The organism is Enterococcus sp. DIV0236 (assembly GCF_050558525.1).
GTDB lineage: Bacteria > Bacillota > Bacilli > Lactobacillales > Enterococcaceae > Enterococcus > Enterococcus faecalis.
In genome coordinates this window covers 2,714,549-2,732,500 of the sequence record NZ_CP187891.1, presented here as the reverse complement: position 1 = coordinate 2,732,500, position 17,952 = coordinate 2,714,549, and the positions used below count along the sequence as shown (strand labels likewise).

Annotated in this window: 12 protein-coding genes, 8 tRNA genes and 2 rRNA genes (1 of these 22 running past the window's edge); 21 read left to right on the top strand and 1 reads right to left on the bottom strand. The window is 41.0% G+C overall.

The genetic code is table 11. The features are described 5' to 3' along the window. The 10 genes from IGK27_RS13065 to IGK27_RS13020 all read left to right on the top strand — a co-directional run. Positions 1 to 110: ribosomal RNA gene (locus tag IGK27_RS13065) — 23S ribosomal RNA — on the top strand (it extends 2,803 nt beyond the left edge of the window). 96 nt (positions 111 to 206) lie between these two features. Beyond that, a 5S ribosomal RNA gene (gene rrf / locus IGK27_RS13060) occupies positions 207 to 322 on the top strand. Between the two features lie 14 nt (positions 323 to 336). Continuing rightward, positions 337 to 409, top strand: a tRNA-Val gene (locus IGK27_RS13055). A gap of 6 nt (positions 410 to 415) precedes the next feature. Next, positions 416 to 488 (top strand) — tRNA-Lys (locus IGK27_RS13050). A 16-nt stretch (positions 489 to 504) separates the two neighbouring features. Further along, positions 505 to 586: transfer RNA gene (locus IGK27_RS13045), tRNA-Leu, on the top strand. Positions 587 to 592: 6 nt separating this feature from the next. After that, positions 593 to 668 (top strand) — tRNA-Thr (locus IGK27_RS13040). A gap of 4 nt (positions 669 to 672) precedes the next feature. Further along, positions 673 to 744, top strand: a tRNA-Gly gene (locus tag IGK27_RS13035). 15 nt (positions 745 to 759) lie between these two features. Further along, positions 760 to 845: transfer RNA gene (locus tag IGK27_RS13030), tRNA-Leu, on the top strand. A 14-nt stretch (positions 846 to 859) separates the two neighbouring features. Next, positions 860 to 933: transfer RNA gene (locus IGK27_RS13025), tRNA-Arg, on the top strand. Between the two features lie 89 nt (positions 934 to 1,022). Next, a tRNA-Pro gene (locus tag IGK27_RS13020) sits at positions 1,023 to 1,096 on the top strand. Positions 1,097 to 1,141: 45 nt separating this feature from the next. On the opposite strand, the gene IGK27_RS13015 is transcribed toward IGK27_RS13020, so the two are convergent. Next, complete coding sequence (locus IGK27_RS13015) at positions 1,142 to 1,999, bottom strand: MurR/RpiR family transcriptional regulator (RefSeq protein WP_002354705.1); 858 nt, start codon at positions 1,997 to 1,999, stop codon at positions 1,142 to 1,144. A 145-nt stretch (positions 2,000 to 2,144) separates the two neighbouring features. On the opposite strand from IGK27_RS13015, the gene IGK27_RS13010 reads away from it, so the two are divergent. The 11 genes from IGK27_RS13010 (at position 2,145) to IGK27_RS12960 (ending at position 17,735) form a co-directional block, all read left to right on the top strand. Beyond that, positions 2,145 to 3,452, top strand: coding sequence for a PTS sugar transporter subunit IIC (locus IGK27_RS13010; RefSeq protein WP_010830717.1), 1,308 nt, complete (start codon positions 2,145 to 2,147; stop codon positions 3,450 to 3,452). Further along, entirely contained in the window at positions 3,430 to 4,659 is a 1,230-nt protein-coding gene (locus IGK27_RS13005; protein ID WP_002398526.1) for an aminotransferase class I/II-fold pyridoxal phosphate-dependent enzyme, read from the top strand. Before IGK27_RS13010 ends, IGK27_RS13005 begins: the two co-directional genes overlap by 23 nt. A 304-nt stretch (positions 4,660 to 4,963) precedes the next feature. Then, positions 4,964 to 5,431: a CtsR family transcriptional regulator gene (locus tag IGK27_RS13000; RefSeq protein WP_002354715.1), complete on the top strand. Its 468-nt coding sequence runs from the start codon at positions 4,964 to 4,966 to the stop codon at positions 5,429 to 5,431. A gap of 2 nt (positions 5,432 to 5,433) precedes the next feature. Further along, complete coding sequence (locus IGK27_RS12995; RefSeq protein ID WP_002360915.1) at positions 5,434 to 7,929, top strand: ATP-dependent Clp protease ATP-binding subunit; 2,496 nt, start codon at positions 5,434 to 5,436, stop codon at positions 7,927 to 7,929. A 217-nt stretch (positions 7,930 to 8,146) separates the two neighbouring features. Then, positions 8,147 to 9,181 (top strand): FUSC family protein, encoded by a 1,035-nt coding sequence (locus IGK27_RS12990; RefSeq protein ID WP_002354721.1) that lies wholly within the window; start codon positions 8,147 to 8,149, stop codon positions 9,179 to 9,181. A gap of 180 nt (positions 9,182 to 9,361) precedes the next feature. Then, on the top strand, positions 9,362 to 10,282 hold the full coding sequence (locus IGK27_RS12985; protein ID WP_430596423.1) for a peptidase U32 family protein: 921 nt from the start codon (positions 9,362 to 9,364) through the stop codon (positions 10,280 to 10,282). A gap of 27 nt (positions 10,283 to 10,309) precedes the next feature. Continuing rightward, positions 10,310 to 11,557: a peptidase U32 family protein gene (locus IGK27_RS12980; RefSeq protein ID WP_002354723.1), complete on the top strand. Its 1,248-nt coding sequence runs from the start codon at positions 10,310 to 10,312 to the stop codon at positions 11,555 to 11,557. Between the two features lie 23 nt (positions 11,558 to 11,580). After that, positions 11,581 to 13,143 (top strand): PucR family transcriptional regulator, encoded by a 1,563-nt coding sequence (locus IGK27_RS12975; protein ID WP_002354724.1) that lies wholly within the window; start codon positions 11,581 to 11,583, stop codon positions 13,141 to 13,143. Between the two features lie 649 nt (positions 13,144 to 13,792). After that, a complete protein-coding gene (locus IGK27_RS12970) occupies positions 13,793 to 15,067 on the top strand; it encodes a cytosine permease (RefSeq protein WP_002360918.1) in 1,275 nt (424 codons plus the stop codon). Positions 15,068 to 15,086: 19 nt separating this feature from the next. Continuing rightward, positions 15,087 to 16,181: a DUF917 domain-containing protein gene (locus IGK27_RS12965; RefSeq protein ID WP_002354727.1), complete on the top strand. Its 1,095-nt coding sequence runs from the start codon at positions 15,087 to 15,089 to the stop codon at positions 16,179 to 16,181. Beyond that, positions 16,182 to 17,735 (top strand): hydantoinase/oxoprolinase N-terminal domain-containing protein, encoded by a 1,554-nt coding sequence (locus tag IGK27_RS12960; RefSeq protein ID WP_002378874.1) that lies wholly within the window; start codon positions 16,182 to 16,184, stop codon positions 17,733 to 17,735. It begins immediately after the preceding gene. Positions 17,736 to 17,952: the final 217 nt, after the last annotated feature.

Here is a 17,952-nt window from a genome sequence, read left to right as displayed (position 1 = left end):
TTTCTTTAAGAAAGTAAGACCCCTGAGAGATGATCAGGTAGATAGGTTGGAAGTGGAAGGCTAGTGATAGTTGGAGCGGACCAATACTAATCGGTCGAGGACTTAACCAAAGAATGGATAAGTAAAAGCAACTTGGTTATTTTGATTCAAACTTCAATCCAGTTTTGAGTGAATGAAGATTCAACTCAATAAGAAACAACACCCAGTGTGGTGGCGATAGCGAGAAGGATACACCTGTTCCCATGCCGAACACAGAAGTTAAGCTTCTTAGCGCCGATTGTAGTGAAGGGTTTCCCTTTGTGAGAGTAGGACGTCGCCACGCGAATTGTTGTTTTTGGAGGTTTAGCTCAGCTGGGAGAGCACCTGCCTTACAAGCAGGGGGTCAGCGGTTCGATCCCGTTAACCTCCATTTTTTGAGCCGTTAGCTCAGTTGGTAGAGCATCTGACTTTTAATCAGAGGGTCACAGGTTCGAGCCCTGTACGGCTCATATTCATATTTCATTTGCGGGTGTGGCGGAATTGGCAGACGCACTAGATTTAGGATCTAGCGCCGCAAGGCGTGGGGGTTCAAGTCCCTTCACCCGCATATTTAGCCGGCTTAGCTCAGTTGGTAGAGCATCTGATTTGTAATCAGAGGGTCGAGGGTTCAAGTCCTTTAGCCGGCACCATTTTGCGGAAATAGCTCAGTGGTAGAGCACCACCTTGCCAAGGTGGGGGTCGCGGGTTCGAACCCCGTTTTCCGCTTAGCCAATTCATTACGCCGGGGTGGCGGAACTGGCAGACGCACAGGACTTAAAATCCTGCGGTGAGTGATCACCGTACCGGTTCGATTCCGGTCCTCGGCATTGTTTTATATTTAGCACCCATAGCTCAACTGGATAGAGTGTTTGACTACGAATCAAAAGGTTAGGGGTTCGACTCCCTTTGGGTGCATAGTTGAGTGATTGACTAAGTTTTAAAAAGGTGCACGTGAGTTTCTTTTTAATTCGATAGTCTTTTTTTATTACTTTAACTTCATAGCCCGGGAAGTAGCTCAGCTTGGTAGAGCACTTGGTTTGGGACCAAGGGGTCGCAGGTTCGAATCCTGTCTTCCCGATTGTGAAAAACAGTACTGATCATCAGTACTGTTTTTTTGTTTTGTTTAAAATTTAAGTATCGAAGTAGGTGTATTTTTTTGTGATGTGTAATTCTTATCGAAATTGCGACTAAAAATACAGGAATAAAGGACATTGAGAATATATTCGATGGCTAGTTGAGAGGAAAAGGTTGAGACTTTGAAATCTGCATGTTCAACGTTAGGAATGGGCAAAATCACTGTAGCGTATTTAGCTAATTGGCTGTTCAAGTCTGAAGTAATGGCAATAATCGGGGTGCCTCCTTCTGCAAAAATCCGTGCTTCATTTACGATTTCTGCAGTGTTACCACTGTAAGAGACGAGGATGGCTACGTCATTTTTGGTGGCATTGATGGCTAAATAAAATTGTTCAGCTTGATAAGGGATTAAATGGATAAATAGCTGAATGCGTAATAACTTTGTTTGAAAATCCGTTAAGCGAATGTAGGAGTTACTGACACCCACTGCTAAAATATTTTCAGCGGTTAAAAGTAAATCAATGCTTTTATTTAACATGGCCTCGGTTAATAACTGTTGGGTGGATTGAACAGTTTCAGTCGTTAACTGCGCAATTTTCTTGGCAATTAGTAAATCAGAATCTTGCGCTAAAAAAGGCATATTCGCATCAACATTCCGGATTGCTTGGTAGTGAATTTCTAAGTCGCGGGACAAGCGGATTTTAAATTCTTTGAAACCGCTAGTTTCTGTTTTTTTACACAAACGAACAATCGTGGAGGTTGAAGAGTTGGTGGCTTCTGCTAGTTCATAAATCGACATATGCAGGACTCGTTCAGTATGAGATAAAATAAAATCAATAATTAGCCCTTCGTTATATGTATAGCGTTCTTTTTGTTCTAAACATTCGATTAGATTCAATGGGTTCACCTCTCTGTGGTACTTTGTTTCGCTTTCAGTATACCTTAAGCGTATGAATTATGAAACATAGTTACAGAATCAGTTAGTCGTATTTACATCAGAAAGCGGTTTCTTTATGATGAGGATATCACAAAGGATTAAGGAGAGAAGTGAAATGGATAAGTTAACAAACTGGGTGGAGCAAGCCGTAGTGCCTAAAGTTTCAAGGATTACAAGTTTACGTTATTTTCAAGCCTTAAGAAATGGTTTTTTTGCAATTATGCCGTTAACAATTATTGGATCGATTTTTATGTTGATTACAGATTTTCCAGTAGCAGGGTATGGCGATTTTATGGCTGGAATTTTCGGTGCAGATTGGGCGGATATGATTTCACCCGCTTATCGAGCAACTTTCAACATGATGGGAATTATTTTTGCTGGGACGATGTCCTATAAATTGGCGGAAAGTTACGAAATGGATCGTTTAACTTCATTAATTTTAGGAATTGTTGCTTACGTAGTCGTTTTACCGAAAACGGTGACCACTGAATCAGGCGAAGTTGTGACGAAAGTTTTATCGTTTGATTGGTTAGGAACGCAAGGGGTGATTACGGCCATTATTATGTCAATTCTTTCGGTTGAGTTGACTCGTTTCTGTATTAAGAAAAAATTAGTCATCAAAATGCCTGACAGCGTGCCTTCTATGGTGAGCCAAGCTTTTAGTGCATTGATTCCTGGGATTTTTGTGGTAGCGGTGGCTTTATTGATTAATGGGATTGGGCTTTCGTTTGCGGATTCCTTCCCGCAATTAATTTATGCGGTGATTCAAGCGCCACTGCAAGGTTTAATCGGAACCCCTTTTGCAATTATTATTGTGGCTGGCTTAAATGGACTGTTCTGGTGGTTCGGGATTCATCCAACTGTCATCAATTCCATGCTATATCCTATTTTATATGCGAATGCAGACAAAAACCAAAGCTTAGCGGAATTAGGACAATTAACTGCTCAAAGTGGCAACTTTGGCACGGTCCAAATGCTCGATCAATTTGCCACAATTGGAGGCGCTGGTTGTACGATTGGCTTGGCTATTGCAATGGCCATCGTCGGACATTCATCTAGAATGAAAGCCATGTCGAAAATTTCGTTTGTTCCAGCATTTTTCAACATTAATGAACCCTTGATTTTTGGACTCCCAGTTATTTTTAACCCTTTATTATTGATTCCGATTGCGGTCGCGCCGATTGTATCGGTCTTGATTGCCTTTCTGTCAATGAAAATTGGGTTCATGCCAATGTTTACAAACATTCAAGCACCATGGGCTACGCCCTTTCTGTTTTCGGGCTTTTTAGTGGGAAAATGGCAAGGTGCAGTGACGCAAGTTTTAGCTGTTGCCGCTAGTGTCGTTATTTATTATCCATTTGTAAAAGCCTTAGATCGACAATATCAAAAAGAAGAAGCCCATGAAGTACCAGAAACATTGTAGAGAAAGAGGAGTGAAGGAAATGCATGTTGAGAATGATAAAAATATTTGCTGTGAAGTGGAAAAAGGAATGGAAAAAATGTATCATCCGATGGTGCCCGAGTTGGTTCAAACCTCTTCCTTTTATTTTCCAACTTACGAAGAATTTATGGCAGCGAGTATAGATGAAAAAAATAATTATGTTTACACACGTGGCACCAACCCCACAACAGAAATTTTAGAGAAAAAAATTGCTCGTTTGGAACGTGGAGAAAAATGTAAAGTTTTTGCCTCAGGAATGGGCGCTATTTCGGCAACGCTGTTTACGTTGCTCCAACAAGGTGATCATGTTTTAATGGTCAATACAATTTATGGAGAATCTGTTTCGTTTGTGCAATATTTAGAGAAATTTGGCGTATCCTTGACCAAAGTAGACGTTGCAGAAACAGAAGAACTTTTTCAATTTGTTCAGGAAAACACCAAAGTCATTTACTTTGAAAGTCCGTCCTCACAAAAGTTTGAACTGCTAGATTTAGAAAAAATAACTGTGTTAGCACAAAAAATTGGCGCATACACTGTCATTGATAACACGTGGGCGTCACCGTTATTTCAGCATCCTTTATGCCATAATGTGGACCTGGTGATTCATTCTTGTTCCAAATATATTGGTGGTCATTCGGATATTGTAGCGGGGGCTGTCATTGGCAAAGCAGCGCTTGTAGATCAAATTTTTGAACATGGTCATCAAGCTTTAGGAGCAGTCAATAGTCCCTTCAATTCTTGGTTAGCGTTACGAGGTATTCGTACCATGCCTGTTCGGTTGGCGCATCAGTCTCAAGCCATCCAAACGGTGCTGTCGGCTTTGCAAAAGGATCCGCGAATCAGTCGATTATATCATCCTTTTGTAGGAAATCAACAACAACAAGCGTTAGCAGAAAAATATTTGACAGGTTATGGCTCATTGTTTGCGATTGATTTAAAAGATACCGATTTTGAACGTTTGAAAACATTTGTGAACGCATTGACGCTGGTCACAATTGGGGTCAGTTGGGGTGGCTTTGAAAGTTTGGCCTTGCCTGTATTCAAAGGCAATAACTTGGCGGCTGTTCAGAAAAGAGGCTTGTCGCCAGCGCACATTCGCATGTACGTTGGTTTGGAAGAGCCAACATCTATTATCGAAGATATTCAACAAGCCTTGGATCAAGCCTATGGCGAAGAATCGCTTTTGTGAGACATTAAGATAATCAGCTGAACAAAAGCAACTCCTTCGGAAATAAGCCGAAATTCTCCAAAAATTAAAGAACAATTTTCGGAAATTTCTTCTTATTTCTTGGAGCTAAACACTTTTGTCTCAGCCTCTGTGATTCAATAACATATTTTCAATTTTAGGAGGGGAACTTAAGTCAGTTTGACTGAGGTTGCTCCTCCTGTTTTGCATTTTTTTATTAAAGTCAAAGCGTTCCTCTTTATTTAATAGGCAAAGTTCGATATAATAATGGTCAATATTAGTCAAGAGAGAAGAAGGATGGAAGACTATGAGTAATCAAAATACGTCAGATTTAATCGAGGCTTATTTAAAAAAGATTTTAGAAGAAAGTAATAAAATTGAAATCCGTCGGGCGGAAATGGCTAATTTATTTAATTGCGTTCCTTCACAAATTAACTATGTAATTAATACACGTTTTACCATCCAACGAGGCTACGCAGTTGAAAGTAAACGTGGTGGAGGCGGCTATATTCGCATTGTCAAAGTACAAATTTCAGATAACGATCAATTACTAAAACAAATGGATCAATTGATTGGCGCAACCTTAACAGAAAAAGATGCGCTAACATTTATTCAAACATTGTATGAAGAAGAAGTGATTACGAAAAAGGAAGGCAATTTAATGCTAGCTGCTTTAAGTAAAAGCACATTGAATGGTCTGGGAAATCACGAAGATTTTCTAAGAGCTCAAATAATGCGTTCATTTTTAGAGCGCTTGAGCTATGAGGAGGAATAACTATGGATGAACTATTTACAGAAAGTGCGAAAGCCGTACTGGCGATTGCCCAAGAAGAAGCGAAGTATTTTCGTCACCAATCCGTCGGTTCTGAGCATTTATTATTAGCACTCGTTTTAGAACCGAATGGGATTGCCGGAAAAACATTACGACAATTGAATACTGACACAGAAGACATCCGTGAAGAAATTGAGCATTTAAGTGGCTATGGCACCATGCAAAGTCCAATGGGGAATAACAACTTATACTTGCCTTATTCACCAAGAGCCAAACAAATCTTTGCCTATGCTGGAGATGAAGCGAAACGCTTAGGGGCTCAAAAGATTGGTACCGAGCATTTATTATTAGGCTTGTTAAGAGACGAAGAAATTTTAGCGTCTAGAATTTTAGTGAATTTGGGATTAAGCTTATCCAAAATGCGTCAATTATTATTGAAAAAAATGGGCGTTTCCGAACCCAATGGCGCACAACGTCGTCGGAATGGTCAAAATAAAAATACGCCACAAGGGACGCCAACATTGGATTCTTTAGCAAGAGATTTAACCAAGTTAGCACGAGAACAAAGCTTGGATCCAGTAGTTGGTCGCGGTACCGAAGTCCGTCGTTTGATCCAAATTTTGAGTCGCCGTACCAAAAACAATCCTGTCTTAGTCGGTGAACCAGGTGTTGGGAAAACAGCGATAGCAGAAGGCTTAGCCCAGAAAATTGTCAACCGAGAAGTCCCTGAAGATATGCAAGGCAAACGTTTAATGATGCTAGACATGGGTGCCTTGGTTGCTGGAACCAAATATCGAGGTGAGTTCGAAGATCGCTTGAAAAAAGTTGTCGATGAAATCTATCAAGATGGACAAGTCATTTTATTTATCGACGAATTGCATACCTTGATCGGTGCTGGCGGTGCAGAAGGGGCGATTGATGCTTCAAATATTTTAAAACCTGCTTTAGCACGTGGCGAGTTGCAAACAATTGGTGCGACAACTCTGGATGAATACCAAAAATATATTGAAAAAGATGCCGCTTTGGAACGTCGTTTTGCCCGTATTCAAGTAGCAGAACCAACCCCAGAAGAAGCAGAAGAAATTCTAAAAGGCTTGCGTTCCCGCTATGAAAAACATCATGGCGTAGAAATTACAGATGAAGCTCTACATGCAGCGGTTCAATTATCGATTCGCTATTTAAATGACCGCCAATTACCAGATAAAGCAATTGATTTAATGGACGAATCTGCAGCAAAAGTTCGTTTAGATAAGGCAGATCAGCCTTCAGAAATTAATGAATTGCGTACCGAAATTTCTCAATTAATTACGGAAAAAGAAGAGGCCATTCAAAACCAATCATTTGAAAGTGCTGCTCGGATTCGTCAAAAAGAAAAACAAGTGATGGAAAAACTAGAAGAATTGATTGCAGTGAAAGAAAAAAGTCTGTCTGGTTACAGTACGCAAGTAACAGAAGAAGACGTGGCTGGAGTCGTTTCACAATGGACAGGCGTTCCTTTGCAGCAGCTAGAGAAGAAAGAAAGCGAACGATTGATGGAATTAGAAACCATTTTACATCAACGGGTCGTTGGCCAAAACGAAGCAGTTGAAGCTGTTTCACGCGCTATCCGTCGTGCGCGTAGTGGCTTGAAAGACCCAGCAAGACCGATTGGTTCCTTCATGTTCTTAGGACCAACTGGGGTTGGGAAAACAGAACTTGCCAAAGCCTTAGCCGAAGCAATGTTTGGCAGCGAAGAAGCCTTGATTCGCGTGGACATGTCTGAGTTTATGGAAAAATACAGTACTAGCCGTTTAATCGGTTCTCCTCCAGGTTATGTCGGCTACGAAGAAGGCGGCCAACTAACTGAAAAAATTCGTCAACGTCCTTATTCCGTTATTTTGCTAGATGAAGTAGAAAAAGCCCATCCAGATGTCTTTAATATTTTATTACAAGTCTTAGATGATGGCCATTTAACGGATGCCAAAGGACGAAAAGTCGATTTCCGTAACACGATTTTAATCATGACCTCCAACTTAGGAGCAACAGCGATTCGTGAAGAAAAACATGTCGGCTTCAATGTGAAAGACATTTCTAAAAATCATGAATTAATGCAAAAACGAATCATGGAAGAATTGAAAAAAGCCTTCCGTCCAGAATTCTTAAACCGAATTGATGAAACGGTTGTCTTCCATTCCTTGAAACAAGAGGAAATTCATGAAATCGTAAAAATTATGAGTCAATCTGTCGTGAAACGGATGGCCGAACAAGAGGTTAAAGTGAAAATCACACCAGCTGCAATTGAAGTTATTGGTAAAGTCGGGTTTGATCCAGAATATGGCGCACGTCCAATTCGTCGGGCCTTGCAAAAAGAAGTGGAAGATCGTTTAAGTGAAGCCCTTCTTTCTGGTCAAATTCAGTTAGGGGATAAAGTAACTTTAGGCGCTAGCAAAGGCAAAATTACGTTAAATGTGCGGGCACCAAAAGCACCAAAGACAGAAGCGAAAGAATTACAAACTGTATAGATGAGATGCAAAGGAGGTCGGGACAGAAGTGTTTAACTCCGAGAAATAAGCCGAAGGGGTTGCTTCTGTTCTCGCCGTGTATCAGTTTTTGAGCGTGGAGCAAAAATCCAAAGTGATTTTTGTCCCACGCTCCTTTTTCTATTTTCCAGTGGCGATTTCTTTTTGAGAATTGCCAGATTGATTTTTCTGTGCTACGTTAATAAGGAGGGGTGATGGAATGGAACAATCTTTTTTTCGAGAATTACTACATTATCAGCGTCCAAAGGATAATCCTTTTCGACTAGTGTTTGCTGGCTTGGTTATGTTCAGCATTCTTTTTTTGGGCTATATCAATCATCAATTATTGATTTCAAGCTTTGGCTCGTTAGGTATTTTTACTTTTTTATATTATCAGCCGTTACCATTAAAACAGTTAATGACTCGTTTATCTGTGGTCGGTAGTTACCTTTTTTTAGGAAATTTGTTAGGCATGTTATCGACCCATATTGCATGGCTTATTCCCATTGTTGTTGCCCTGGTCGGTTTTGGTGGCCGCTTTTTCTTTGAAGTCTACGATATTTCAAAACCAGGGGCCTTCTTTGGTGTGATGGTGACAGCGATGGGTGCCAGTACGAGCATTCCGTTAGCAAAAATTCCGTTCATGAGTGGCTGTATGTTATTAGGCATTGGCTTTTCCATTTTGTTTGCACTAGTGTTGCATTTTACAGAGAAGGAAATCAGTGCCCCGCTAGCTAAGCGATCATTACGGGAACGAATTTATCGGCATCCAGAAGCGCCATTAGATAGCATATATTATAGCTTTGTCTTATTTTTTGCTGTATATATCAGCGAAAGTTTACATTTACAAAATCCGTATTGGTTAGTCGTTTCCTGTGCATCCATTTTACAAGGAGACAATTTACGTGCGATTAAGCAGCGAAATATTCAGCGAATTTTTGGCACAACGATTGGATTGGTTATTTCCGCTTTTCTGCTTAATTTAGCTTTGACAACTTTTGAATCGATTGTCGTGATTACAATCTTATTTGTGACCGTTGAGTATTTTATTCGTCGTAATTATGGATTGGCGCAATTTTTCACAACGCCTATGGCTCTGATGCTTTCATTGCTCGTTCGTCAGCAGTACGTGATAACGTTGATTCAATTCCGCTTTTTGGGGATTGTTTTAGGCAGCTTGTTAGGCTTAGCGGCAGCGTGGCTATTCACCGTTGTAGTAACGTTTTATGAACGAAAATATCACTTGAACGAGTGACCAAAGAACAGATGACCAGTAATTAAAAAAAGAGCATTTGGTAGGTAAGCGGATGGCGCTTCTCTACCAAGATTTTTTTCGGAAACATTGTGAAAAATGTACGTTTAATACAGATAGGCTCTTTTAAAGTTTGTGAACGTATGATACTATTAAACGGTCATAAAGAAGGAGGCTATATTTATGATTGAACTGATTGCAACTGCAGAATCTGTTGAGCAGGCTGTAGAATTACTCGCAACAGGTGTGGATACATTATATATTGGAGAAGAAACATTCGGGTTGCGTTTGCCCGTATCTTTTACACGAGATGAACAACGCGAGATTGTGAAACGTGCACATGAAATGGGCAAACAAGTGCTAGTTGCAGTAAATGGCATTATGCACCCTGAAAAAATGAAATTAGTCCCAGAGTATCTGACATTTTTAAAAGAAATCAACGTCGATAAAATTACTTTGGGTGATCCAGGTATTGTGTTTATTATGCAACGAGATGGATTAGAAATTTCTTACGTTTATGATGGTGAAACCTTAGTAACGAGCTCACGTCAAATCAATTTTTGGAGTAAACGAGGAGCCATCGGAGCTGTCCTAGCTCGGGAAGTACCTTTTGAAGAAATGGTCGCAATGGAAGAAAACTTAGCAGTTCCAGCTGAAATTCTTGTCTATGGGGCGACCTGTATTCATCAATCGAAACGCCCATTAATTCAAAATTACTACAATTACACAAAGAACGACAAAGGGGTTACGAAAGACGAAGGGCTGTTTATTTCTGAACCCAAAAAACCAGAAACCCACTATTCCATTTATGAAGATAGTCATGGTACGCATATTTTTGCCAATAACGATGTGAACTTGATGAATGAGTTAACAAACTTGTATGACCATCACTATCGCACATGGAAGCTCGATGGCCTTTACACACCAGGTGAAAATTTTGTCGCGATTGCTCGCTTATTTGCTGAAGCGAAAGCAGCACTTGAAGCGGGAACTTGGTCAGAAGATCAAGCAGCTCATGCAACAGCTGAAATTGAAAAATTACATCCAACAGGTCGTGGCTTAGACAATGGTTTCTTTGATTTAAGTGCCGATGCAATAAAATAAATTGATTCATTTAAGGGGAAGAAGAACATGAAAGTAATGACAGAACGAACATTGAAGCGTCCCGAGGTGTTGGCTCCAGCCGGGACGCTAGAAAAACTAAAAGTCGCAATTCGTTACGGTGCCGATGCCGTTTATATCGGAGGGAATGCCTACGGTCTGCGTAGCCGCGCAGGAAATTTCACGCCAGAAGAAATGGCGGAAGGCGTAGCCTTTGCCCGCGAACATAATGCGAAAGTTTATGTCGCTGCCAATATGGTCACTCATGAAGGAAACCAGGAAGGGGCAGGAGCGTTTTTCAGAGAATTGCGAGACATCGGAATTTCAGCTGTGATTGTTTCCGATCCAGCTTTAATCGAAATTTGTGCGACAGAAGCACCAGGTTTACCCATCCATTTATCGACACAAGCTTCAGCAACTAACTATGAAACATTAGAATTTTGGAAAAATGAAGGCTTAGAACGTGTGGTTTTAGCGCGCGAAGTTTCAATGGAGGAAGTTGCAGCGATTCGTGAAAATACGGACATTGAAATTGAAGCCTTTATTCATGGAGCAATGTGTATTTCTTATTCAGGTCGTTGTACTTTATCCAACCATATGTCGATGCGGGATGCCAATCGTGGCGGTTGCTCTCAATCTTGTCGTTGGAAATATGAGTTATTTGATATGCCTTTTGGGACAGAACGTCGGAGCAAAACCAGCGAAGGGGAAGTTGAAGAAGAGTTTTCAATGAGCGCCGTAGATATGTCTATGATTGAACATATTCCAGAATTAATTGAAAATGGTGTCGATAGTTTTAAAATTGAAGGCCGCATGAAATCCATTCACTATGTTTCGACAGTCGCTAATGTGTATAAAAAAGCCGTCGATTCTTACATGGAAGACCCTGAAAACTATGTCTGCCAACAAGAGTGGATTGATGAATTATGGAAAGTAGCACAACGTGAATTAGCAACTGGTTTTTATTACAATACACCAAGTGAAGATGAACAATTATTCGGCGAACGTCGTAAAATTCCACAATATAAATTTGTTGGTGAAGTGATTGCGTACAACGAAAAGACGCAAGTCGCAACGATTCGTCAACGGAACCTTTTCAGTGTCGGCGATGAAATTGAATTTTATGGTCCCGGGTTTACCCATTTCCACCAAACCGTTAAAGAGATGTATAATGAAGACGGTGAAGCGATCGATCGGGCACCTAATCCCATGATGTTATTAACAATGGAAGTGACGCAACCTGTTGCAGTCGGCGATATGATTCGTAAGAAAAAATAAACCAGCCAAAAGGAGGAGTAAATATGAGTGTCCGCGTGAATGATTTATTAAAATTACCGTCTTTGCGAGAAGCAACGGTACTTTCTGGTAAAAACCAATTGGACACATCTGTTGCTTCTCTTTCTTTTTTAGAAGTCTCTGATATGTCTTTGTTTTCGGAAAAACTTCACAAAACAAATGAATACCATGCTGGCGAAATTTTGATTGGTTCATTTTGTGCCATTCGTCATGATGTGGTGAAGCAATGCGAAACGATTCGGCATCTCCATGAATTAGGCGAAGTAGGCCTAATCTTGTACTACGTTGGGATTATCGTACCGAAAGTTGCAGAGGAAGTGATTCAATTAGCGGATTCTTTAGGTTTTATTTTAATCCAAATGCCTAAAAATGATCCCACATTACGCTACAACGAAGTCATTTATGAAGTCATGAAATTGTTAGTCAATAAAAATAAAATGGCTTCTTTTGCAACGGACCTCTTGGAAAAAGTTTCCCTTTTGCCTGAACAAAACCGCAGTGTGGAAATGACCTTGAAAATCCTATCCGATTTTTTAAAAGTCAACATTGCGTTAACCACATATACCAATGAAATCATCAGCACCATCAATTGGCCGCGAAGCACGAAATTGCCCTTAACCAAGTTACTTTATCAATCACAAGAGAAAGTAGCGCTGGGAGAAACGACCTACTTCATTACCTCGCAAAAACTTCCTCAGAAAGATGGACAAACATTGAAGCTTTACTTCATTCGAGAAGAAGAGCAGTTAACCTCTTTTGAGATGAATCAAGCGGTGGAAGTCGTTCAGATGGCTCTGAATTTATGGGGGAAAAACTATGACGAAGTCAGTGAGTATGCCTTAGTCCAAGCAATCATTAACGATGAAAGTGATAAGATGTACCAATTAGCCAAAAAATTAATGATTGATATTTCTTCTGTCGAAACGATGTGGCTTTTGCCTATTTGGCAACAAGGACAAGAAATCCACGCTATTCAGCAAGATTTGAAAGATTTCCTACGTTACTATTACCAAACAACGATTGTCCAGCAAACAGAAAATTACCTGATTGTTCTCTTAGGTAATTATTTACACAAACAGCCTGAAGCCACGATTAGTAAAGAATACTTGCAAGCCACAGACTATCAGGACTATTTAGGTGAAATCATCCTTTGTCCGAAAGTTCGTAACACGACTGAAGTGCGTGTCAGCTACCAAACCGCTAATCAAGTCGCGCCGTTTTTAAAGCGCGTCTATCCACAAAGAAAAGTGTTATCAATCGCGGAAATTCGTACAGTTCAACAAATGATGACGTGTCTCCAAGCAGGAGAAGAAGCAATCCAACAACGCTTAGCAGTTATCCAACCTCTCTTAAAAGAATCAGAGCAGTTAATGACATTAGGAACGTTTTTACTAGATGCAAGTAGTGATTTTAAAGAATGCGGCGAACGCCTATTTGTTCATAAAAATACGGTCAAATATCGTATCAGTAAAATTAATGAAGCGCTCGGCTATGATATGACTAACGCCGCCGAAGCCTATGAAGTCTATTTGGCGATGATCTTATATCGCTTGGTCACGAATGAATGAAAAAAGCAGACAGCGGTCGGGACAGAAGTGTTTAACTCCGAGAACCACGTAGGTACTGTTCAACACTCTCAAAGGCTCAAATACATCGAGTAATCGCAGATGTCATCTATTTGCTTTGCAAATGGTGTTTCTCAGCAATAAGAAGGAATTTCCGAAAATTGTCATAAAACACAACGAGGTACGAGTTGATGTTGCATGATACCTACCCGGTGTTCTTTAATTTTTGGAGACCAAGTAGGTATTGTTCATCATCGAATCACTACGTTCTTCGTGATTCTCAACAATTTCGGCTTATTGTTTTCTCGCCAAAGGCTCGTCACAGTTTTATCCTTGTAAGTTCCGAAGGACCTTCACCAAGTAGGTACGATGATTTCATCTGTTCATGCTTCACAGTGAAACATCGCAACTCTTAGAGTTGTAGCTCTTTTGAAGGCTGTACTGTGACGAGACGCATGTCGAGAAAATACCTTAGAAGTTGTTGAGATCGGAGCAACGCATAGTGTTGCTTCTGTTTCCGCCGTTTATCAATTTTTGTCCCAGGCTCTTGCCTGCTTTTTATTTTAAGCCAAAACTTCCTTGATATTTTTTTCAATTTGAAAAAGACCTATGACTGATTTTTCGTTATAATTGAAAAAATAATTAAGGAGGAATGAGAATGAAATTAAAAAACGAGCAACAACAATCGTGGCTTAGCTTAGCATTTGTTTGGGCGGGCGCAATGATTAGCGTGCCAGGATTAATTATTGGAGGAACGTTAGTTGCAGGCATGCCTTTATGGGAAGCTTTGTTAACAGGATTTATTGGTTACGGTATTATTGTTATTTTAATGATTTTACAAGGAATTCAAAGTTCCGACTTACAAGAACCTTCTGTCAAAGTCGCTTCTCAAGTGTTTGGCATTCAAGGTTCGCAAAAGATTATTTCCATTATTCTAGCGATTGCTTGCTTAGGTTGGTTTGGTTTGCAAGCCAATGTCAGCGGCGGCGCCTTCACGAACTTTTTAAAAATTTACGGCATTGATTTACCTGTGTCGCTTTCTTCCTTAATCTGGGGAGTTATCATGCTTATTTCGGCTCTTTATGGCATAAAAATATTGAAAATTCTGAATTATTTTGCGGTTCCTGTGTTAGTTCTGGTTTGTCTTTATGGCTTGGTGGCTTCGTTAAGAAACAACGGTTGGGCGGCTGTTAGTCAATATACCCCTCAAACAGCAGGAAGCTTTATGTCAGGTCTTTCAATGACTGTCGGTTCTTTTGCATTAGGCGCAGTAATTGCTGGAGATTACTCTCAATATGTTTCTTCTCGTAAAGATGTGGTCAAAGCGGCCACCTTAGGGATTTTACCGACAGGCTTGTTGATGATTGGCGTTGGTGCGGTCTTGACCATTGCATCGAACACCGCAGATATCACGGAAGTTTTTATGAATCTCGGTTTTCCAGTTTTAGGAATTATTGCGCTAATTTTAGCAACTTGGACCACGAATGCCGTGAATGCTTTTTCTGGCGGACTGGCCTTGATTAATGTCTTTGATATTCCAAAAGAAAAAGAAAAAGTCGCTGTCGGTGCGGCCGGCGCCATTGGAACCTTATTAGCAGTTGTGGGGATTTTAAATTACTTTACGCCGATTATGTCCGTCCTTTCTGCGATGGTGCCACCAGTGGCTGGTGTAATGATTGCTGCCTATTGGTTGATTAACAAAGGCGATCGAACCAAATGGCAGCCAACGCCTGGCGTGAATAAATTAGGTGTTTTTTCATGGCTAATTGGTGCTGCAGTGGGGGGCATTCCGGTGATTATGAGTTTCTTTCCCAATGCCCCTCAATTGCCTAACCAACCGCTAATTGGCATTGTTTTATCGTTTGTTATTTATTATTTCGGTGCAAAACGTCAACAGACGAACACCGAATCATTAGAAATGGAATGAAGAAGAGGAGTGTCGGAGAATGCGTTATTTAGATGCAGAAGCAATTGAGAATATAGCTACAGGAGCAGCTTTTTTAGGGACAGGAGGTGGCGGTGATCCCTACATTGGTAAAATGATGGCTTTGTCCGCCATCGAAGAAAACGGACCTGTCAAACTGGTTTCTCCAGAAGAAATTGCCGCGGAGGATTTTTTCCTACCCGCCGCAATGATGGGTGCCCCATCTGTCGCAATTGAAAAATTTCCCAAAGGCGACGAATTCGTCCGTGTCTTTGAGAAGTTAGGAAAATATTTAGACCAAGAAACGATTGCGGGAACCTTTCCAATGGAAGCTGGGGGCGTCAATTCAATGATTCCAATTGTTGTTGCAGCGAAGCTAGGCATTCCCTTGGTGGATTGTGATGGTATGGGTCGGGCCTTTCCAGAATTGCCTATGGTAACGTTCCATTTGAATGGGATGTCAGCGACCCCTATGGCAATTACCGATGAAAAAGGAAATATTGGCATTATGGAAACGATTGATAATACTTGGACAGAACGTCTTGCTCGTGTTCAAACGGTTGAAATGGGCGCCAGTGCTTTAGTGAGCATTTATCCCGCGACAGGCAAACAATTACAAGACTATGGTATTCACAACATCGTGACATTATCAGAAGAAATTGGCAAAGTGATTCGAGGTACCTATGCAGATGAACAAGAAAAACGCCAAGCATTAGTAGAAGTTACGGATGGCTTTGAATTGTTCCAAGGAAAAATTCTAGATGTAGAACGAGAAGTAAAAGGTGGCTTCAATTTGGGACGTGTCAAATTGAGTGGCTTAAACAGTGATGCTGGTTCAGAAGCAGTCGTCCATTTTCAAAATGAAAATTTAATTGCCGAGAAAGATGGTCAGGTGATTGCGATGACGCCTGATTTGATTTGTATGGTAGATTTAGAAACTTTAACGCCTGTGACAACAGAAAGCTTGAAATACGGCAAACGTGTCCAAGTAATGGGCTTGAAAGCGAATGCCGCTTGGCGAACGAAAAAAGGTATCGAAACAGTGGGTCCTCGGTATTTCGGCTACGAAATGGATTATCAACCACTAGAAAACTTAGTAGCGAAGGAGGACAAATAAATGTATAAAATCGGTATCGATGTCGGCGGCACAAATACAGATGCTGTTATTTTAGATCATCAATTAAACTTGATTCATTCAGTGAAAGTTCCAACAACCGATGATATTCAAACAGGGATTGCCGGCGCCTTAAATAAAGTCTTGGCAGAATCAGCAGTGGACCCAACCAAAGTCACACATGCAATGTTGGGCACGACCCAATGTACGAATGCCATTGTTGAGCGAAAAAAATTAGCAAAAGTTGGGGTCCTTCGTTTGGGCTATCCAGCAACCGCTTCGGTCTTGCCTTACACAGCTTGGCCCAAGGATTTAGTGGCCACTCTTTCAGAAACGTATGCTTTAGCACATGGCGGCTACGAATATGATGGACAACCATTGACTGCACTGGACGAAGAAGAATTACGTGGGATTTTGGCCTCTTGGCGAGGAGAAGTAGAGGCAATCGCAGTAATTGGCGTTTTTTCTTCTTTAAAAAATGACCAAGAATTGTTTGTCCAAGCACTTGCGAAGGAAGTGTTAGGGGCAGATGTTCCTGTATCTTGCTCCTCAATGATTGGGTCTGTCGGTTTAATTGAACGGGAAAATGCGACAATTTTGAATGCTGCGTTGCACAAAGTAATTAAAGTGACCAGCGAAGGCTTTGAACAAGCCTTAGAACAAGAAAAAATTCATCACGCCCAAGTGTACTTATGTCAAAATGATGGTACGTTAATGTCGTTAACGTATGCCAAACAGTTTCCTATTTTAACCATTGCTTGTGGACCAACCAATAGTATTCGTGGCGCTTCTTACTTAGCTGGTTTGAAAGATGCGGTTGTTTTAGATGTTGGTGGCACAACGTCAGACATTGGCGTGTTAGTGGATGGCTTTCCAAGAGAATCTTCACTGGCCGTTGATGTTGGCGGGGTACGGACCAATTTTAGAATGCCAGATATCGTGTCAATCGGTGTCGGCGGCGGCAGTCTAGTGCGTGAACAACCAGATGGTTCTGTGACAGTTGGCCCCGATAGTGTCGGCTACCGTATTACACAAGAGGCCCTTGTTTTTGGCGGCACACAATTAACGACCACTGATATCGCGGTTCGCTTAGGCCATGCCCAAGTCGGTGATCCTAGCAAAGTGGCTCATTTAGACCAAACGTTTGCGGAAAAAGTGTACCAAAAAATTGGCGAATTGGTCAGTGAAGCGATTGATCGCATGAAGACCAGTTCCGCAGACGTGACGGTCGTTTTAGTTGGTGGTGGGAGTATTATCATCCCCGAAGAATTGACAGGCGTTAAAGCGCTAATTCGCAACGAAAACGGAGCAGTGGCGAATGCCATCGGTGCCTCTATCGCTCAGATTAGCGGACAATACGAACAAATTTATGTTTATTCAAAAATCCAACGAGACGCGGCGTTGACTGATGCCCAAGAAAAAGCCGTCCAACAAGCTGAACTTGCGGGTGCAGTCCCTGGCACAATCGAGTTAGTCGAGGTGGAAGAAACACCACTCGCCTATCATCCAGAAAATGCAACCCGCTTACGAGTAAAAGTGGTTGGGAATATGTATTGAGGACCAGTGCAAAGCAAAAGTTATAAGAAGAGTTATTTGAAATATGAGGTCGGGCTAGGGCTGTCGATTGAAGTTTTATCCTGAAGAGTACAGAAGAAGCTATATCTGTCTCGCCGTTTATTTTAAAATTCAGAGTTAGGAAGGTAAGTCGAAATGACTTACCTTCCTAAGTTCATTTTTTTGTGTTGACATATTTTTTTAGAAAAGGCAAAATGTT

Excerpts from the sequence above, each read along its gene's own strand:
- IGK27_RS12965 (WP_002354727.1), top strand. The coding sequence starts at position 15,087 with ATGCGTTATTTAGATGCAGAAGCAATTGAGAATATAGCTACAGGAGCA.
- IGK27_RS13010 (WP_010830717.1), top strand. The coding sequence starts at position 2,145 with ATGGATAAGTTAACAAACTGGGTGGAGCAAGCCGTAGTGCCTAAAGTT.
- IGK27_RS12960 (WP_002378874.1), top strand. The coding sequence starts at position 16,182 with ATGTATAAAATCGGTATCGATGTCGGCGGCACAAATACAGATGCTGTT.
- IGK27_RS12970 (WP_002360918.1), top strand. The coding sequence starts at position 13,793 with ATGAGAATGAAATTAAAAAACGAGCAACAACAATCGTGGCTTAGCTTA.
- IGK27_RS12990 (WP_002354721.1), top strand. The coding sequence starts at position 8,147 with ATGGAACAATCTTTTTTTCGAGAATTACTACATTATCAGCGTCCAAAG.
- IGK27_RS13005 (WP_002398526.1), top strand. The coding sequence starts at position 3,430 with ATGAAGTACCAGAAACATTGTAGAGAAAGAGGAGTGAAGGAAATGCAT.
- IGK27_RS12985 (WP_430596423.1), top strand. The coding sequence starts at position 9,362 with ATGATTGAACTGATTGCAACTGCAGAATCTGTTGAGCAGGCTGTAGAA.
- IGK27_RS12975 (WP_002354724.1), top strand. The coding sequence starts at position 11,581 with ATGAGTGTCCGCGTGAATGATTTATTAAAATTACCGTCTTTGCGAGAA.
- IGK27_RS13000 (WP_002354715.1), top strand. The coding sequence starts at position 4,964 with ATGAGTAATCAAAATACGTCAGATTTAATCGAGGCTTATTTAAAAAAG.
- IGK27_RS12995 (WP_002360915.1), top strand. The coding sequence starts at position 5,434 with ATGGATGAACTATTTACAGAAAGTGCGAAAGCCGTACTGGCGATTGCC.
- IGK27_RS12980 (WP_002354723.1), top strand. The coding sequence starts at position 10,310 with ATGAAAGTAATGACAGAACGAACATTGAAGCGTCCCGAGGTGTTGGCT.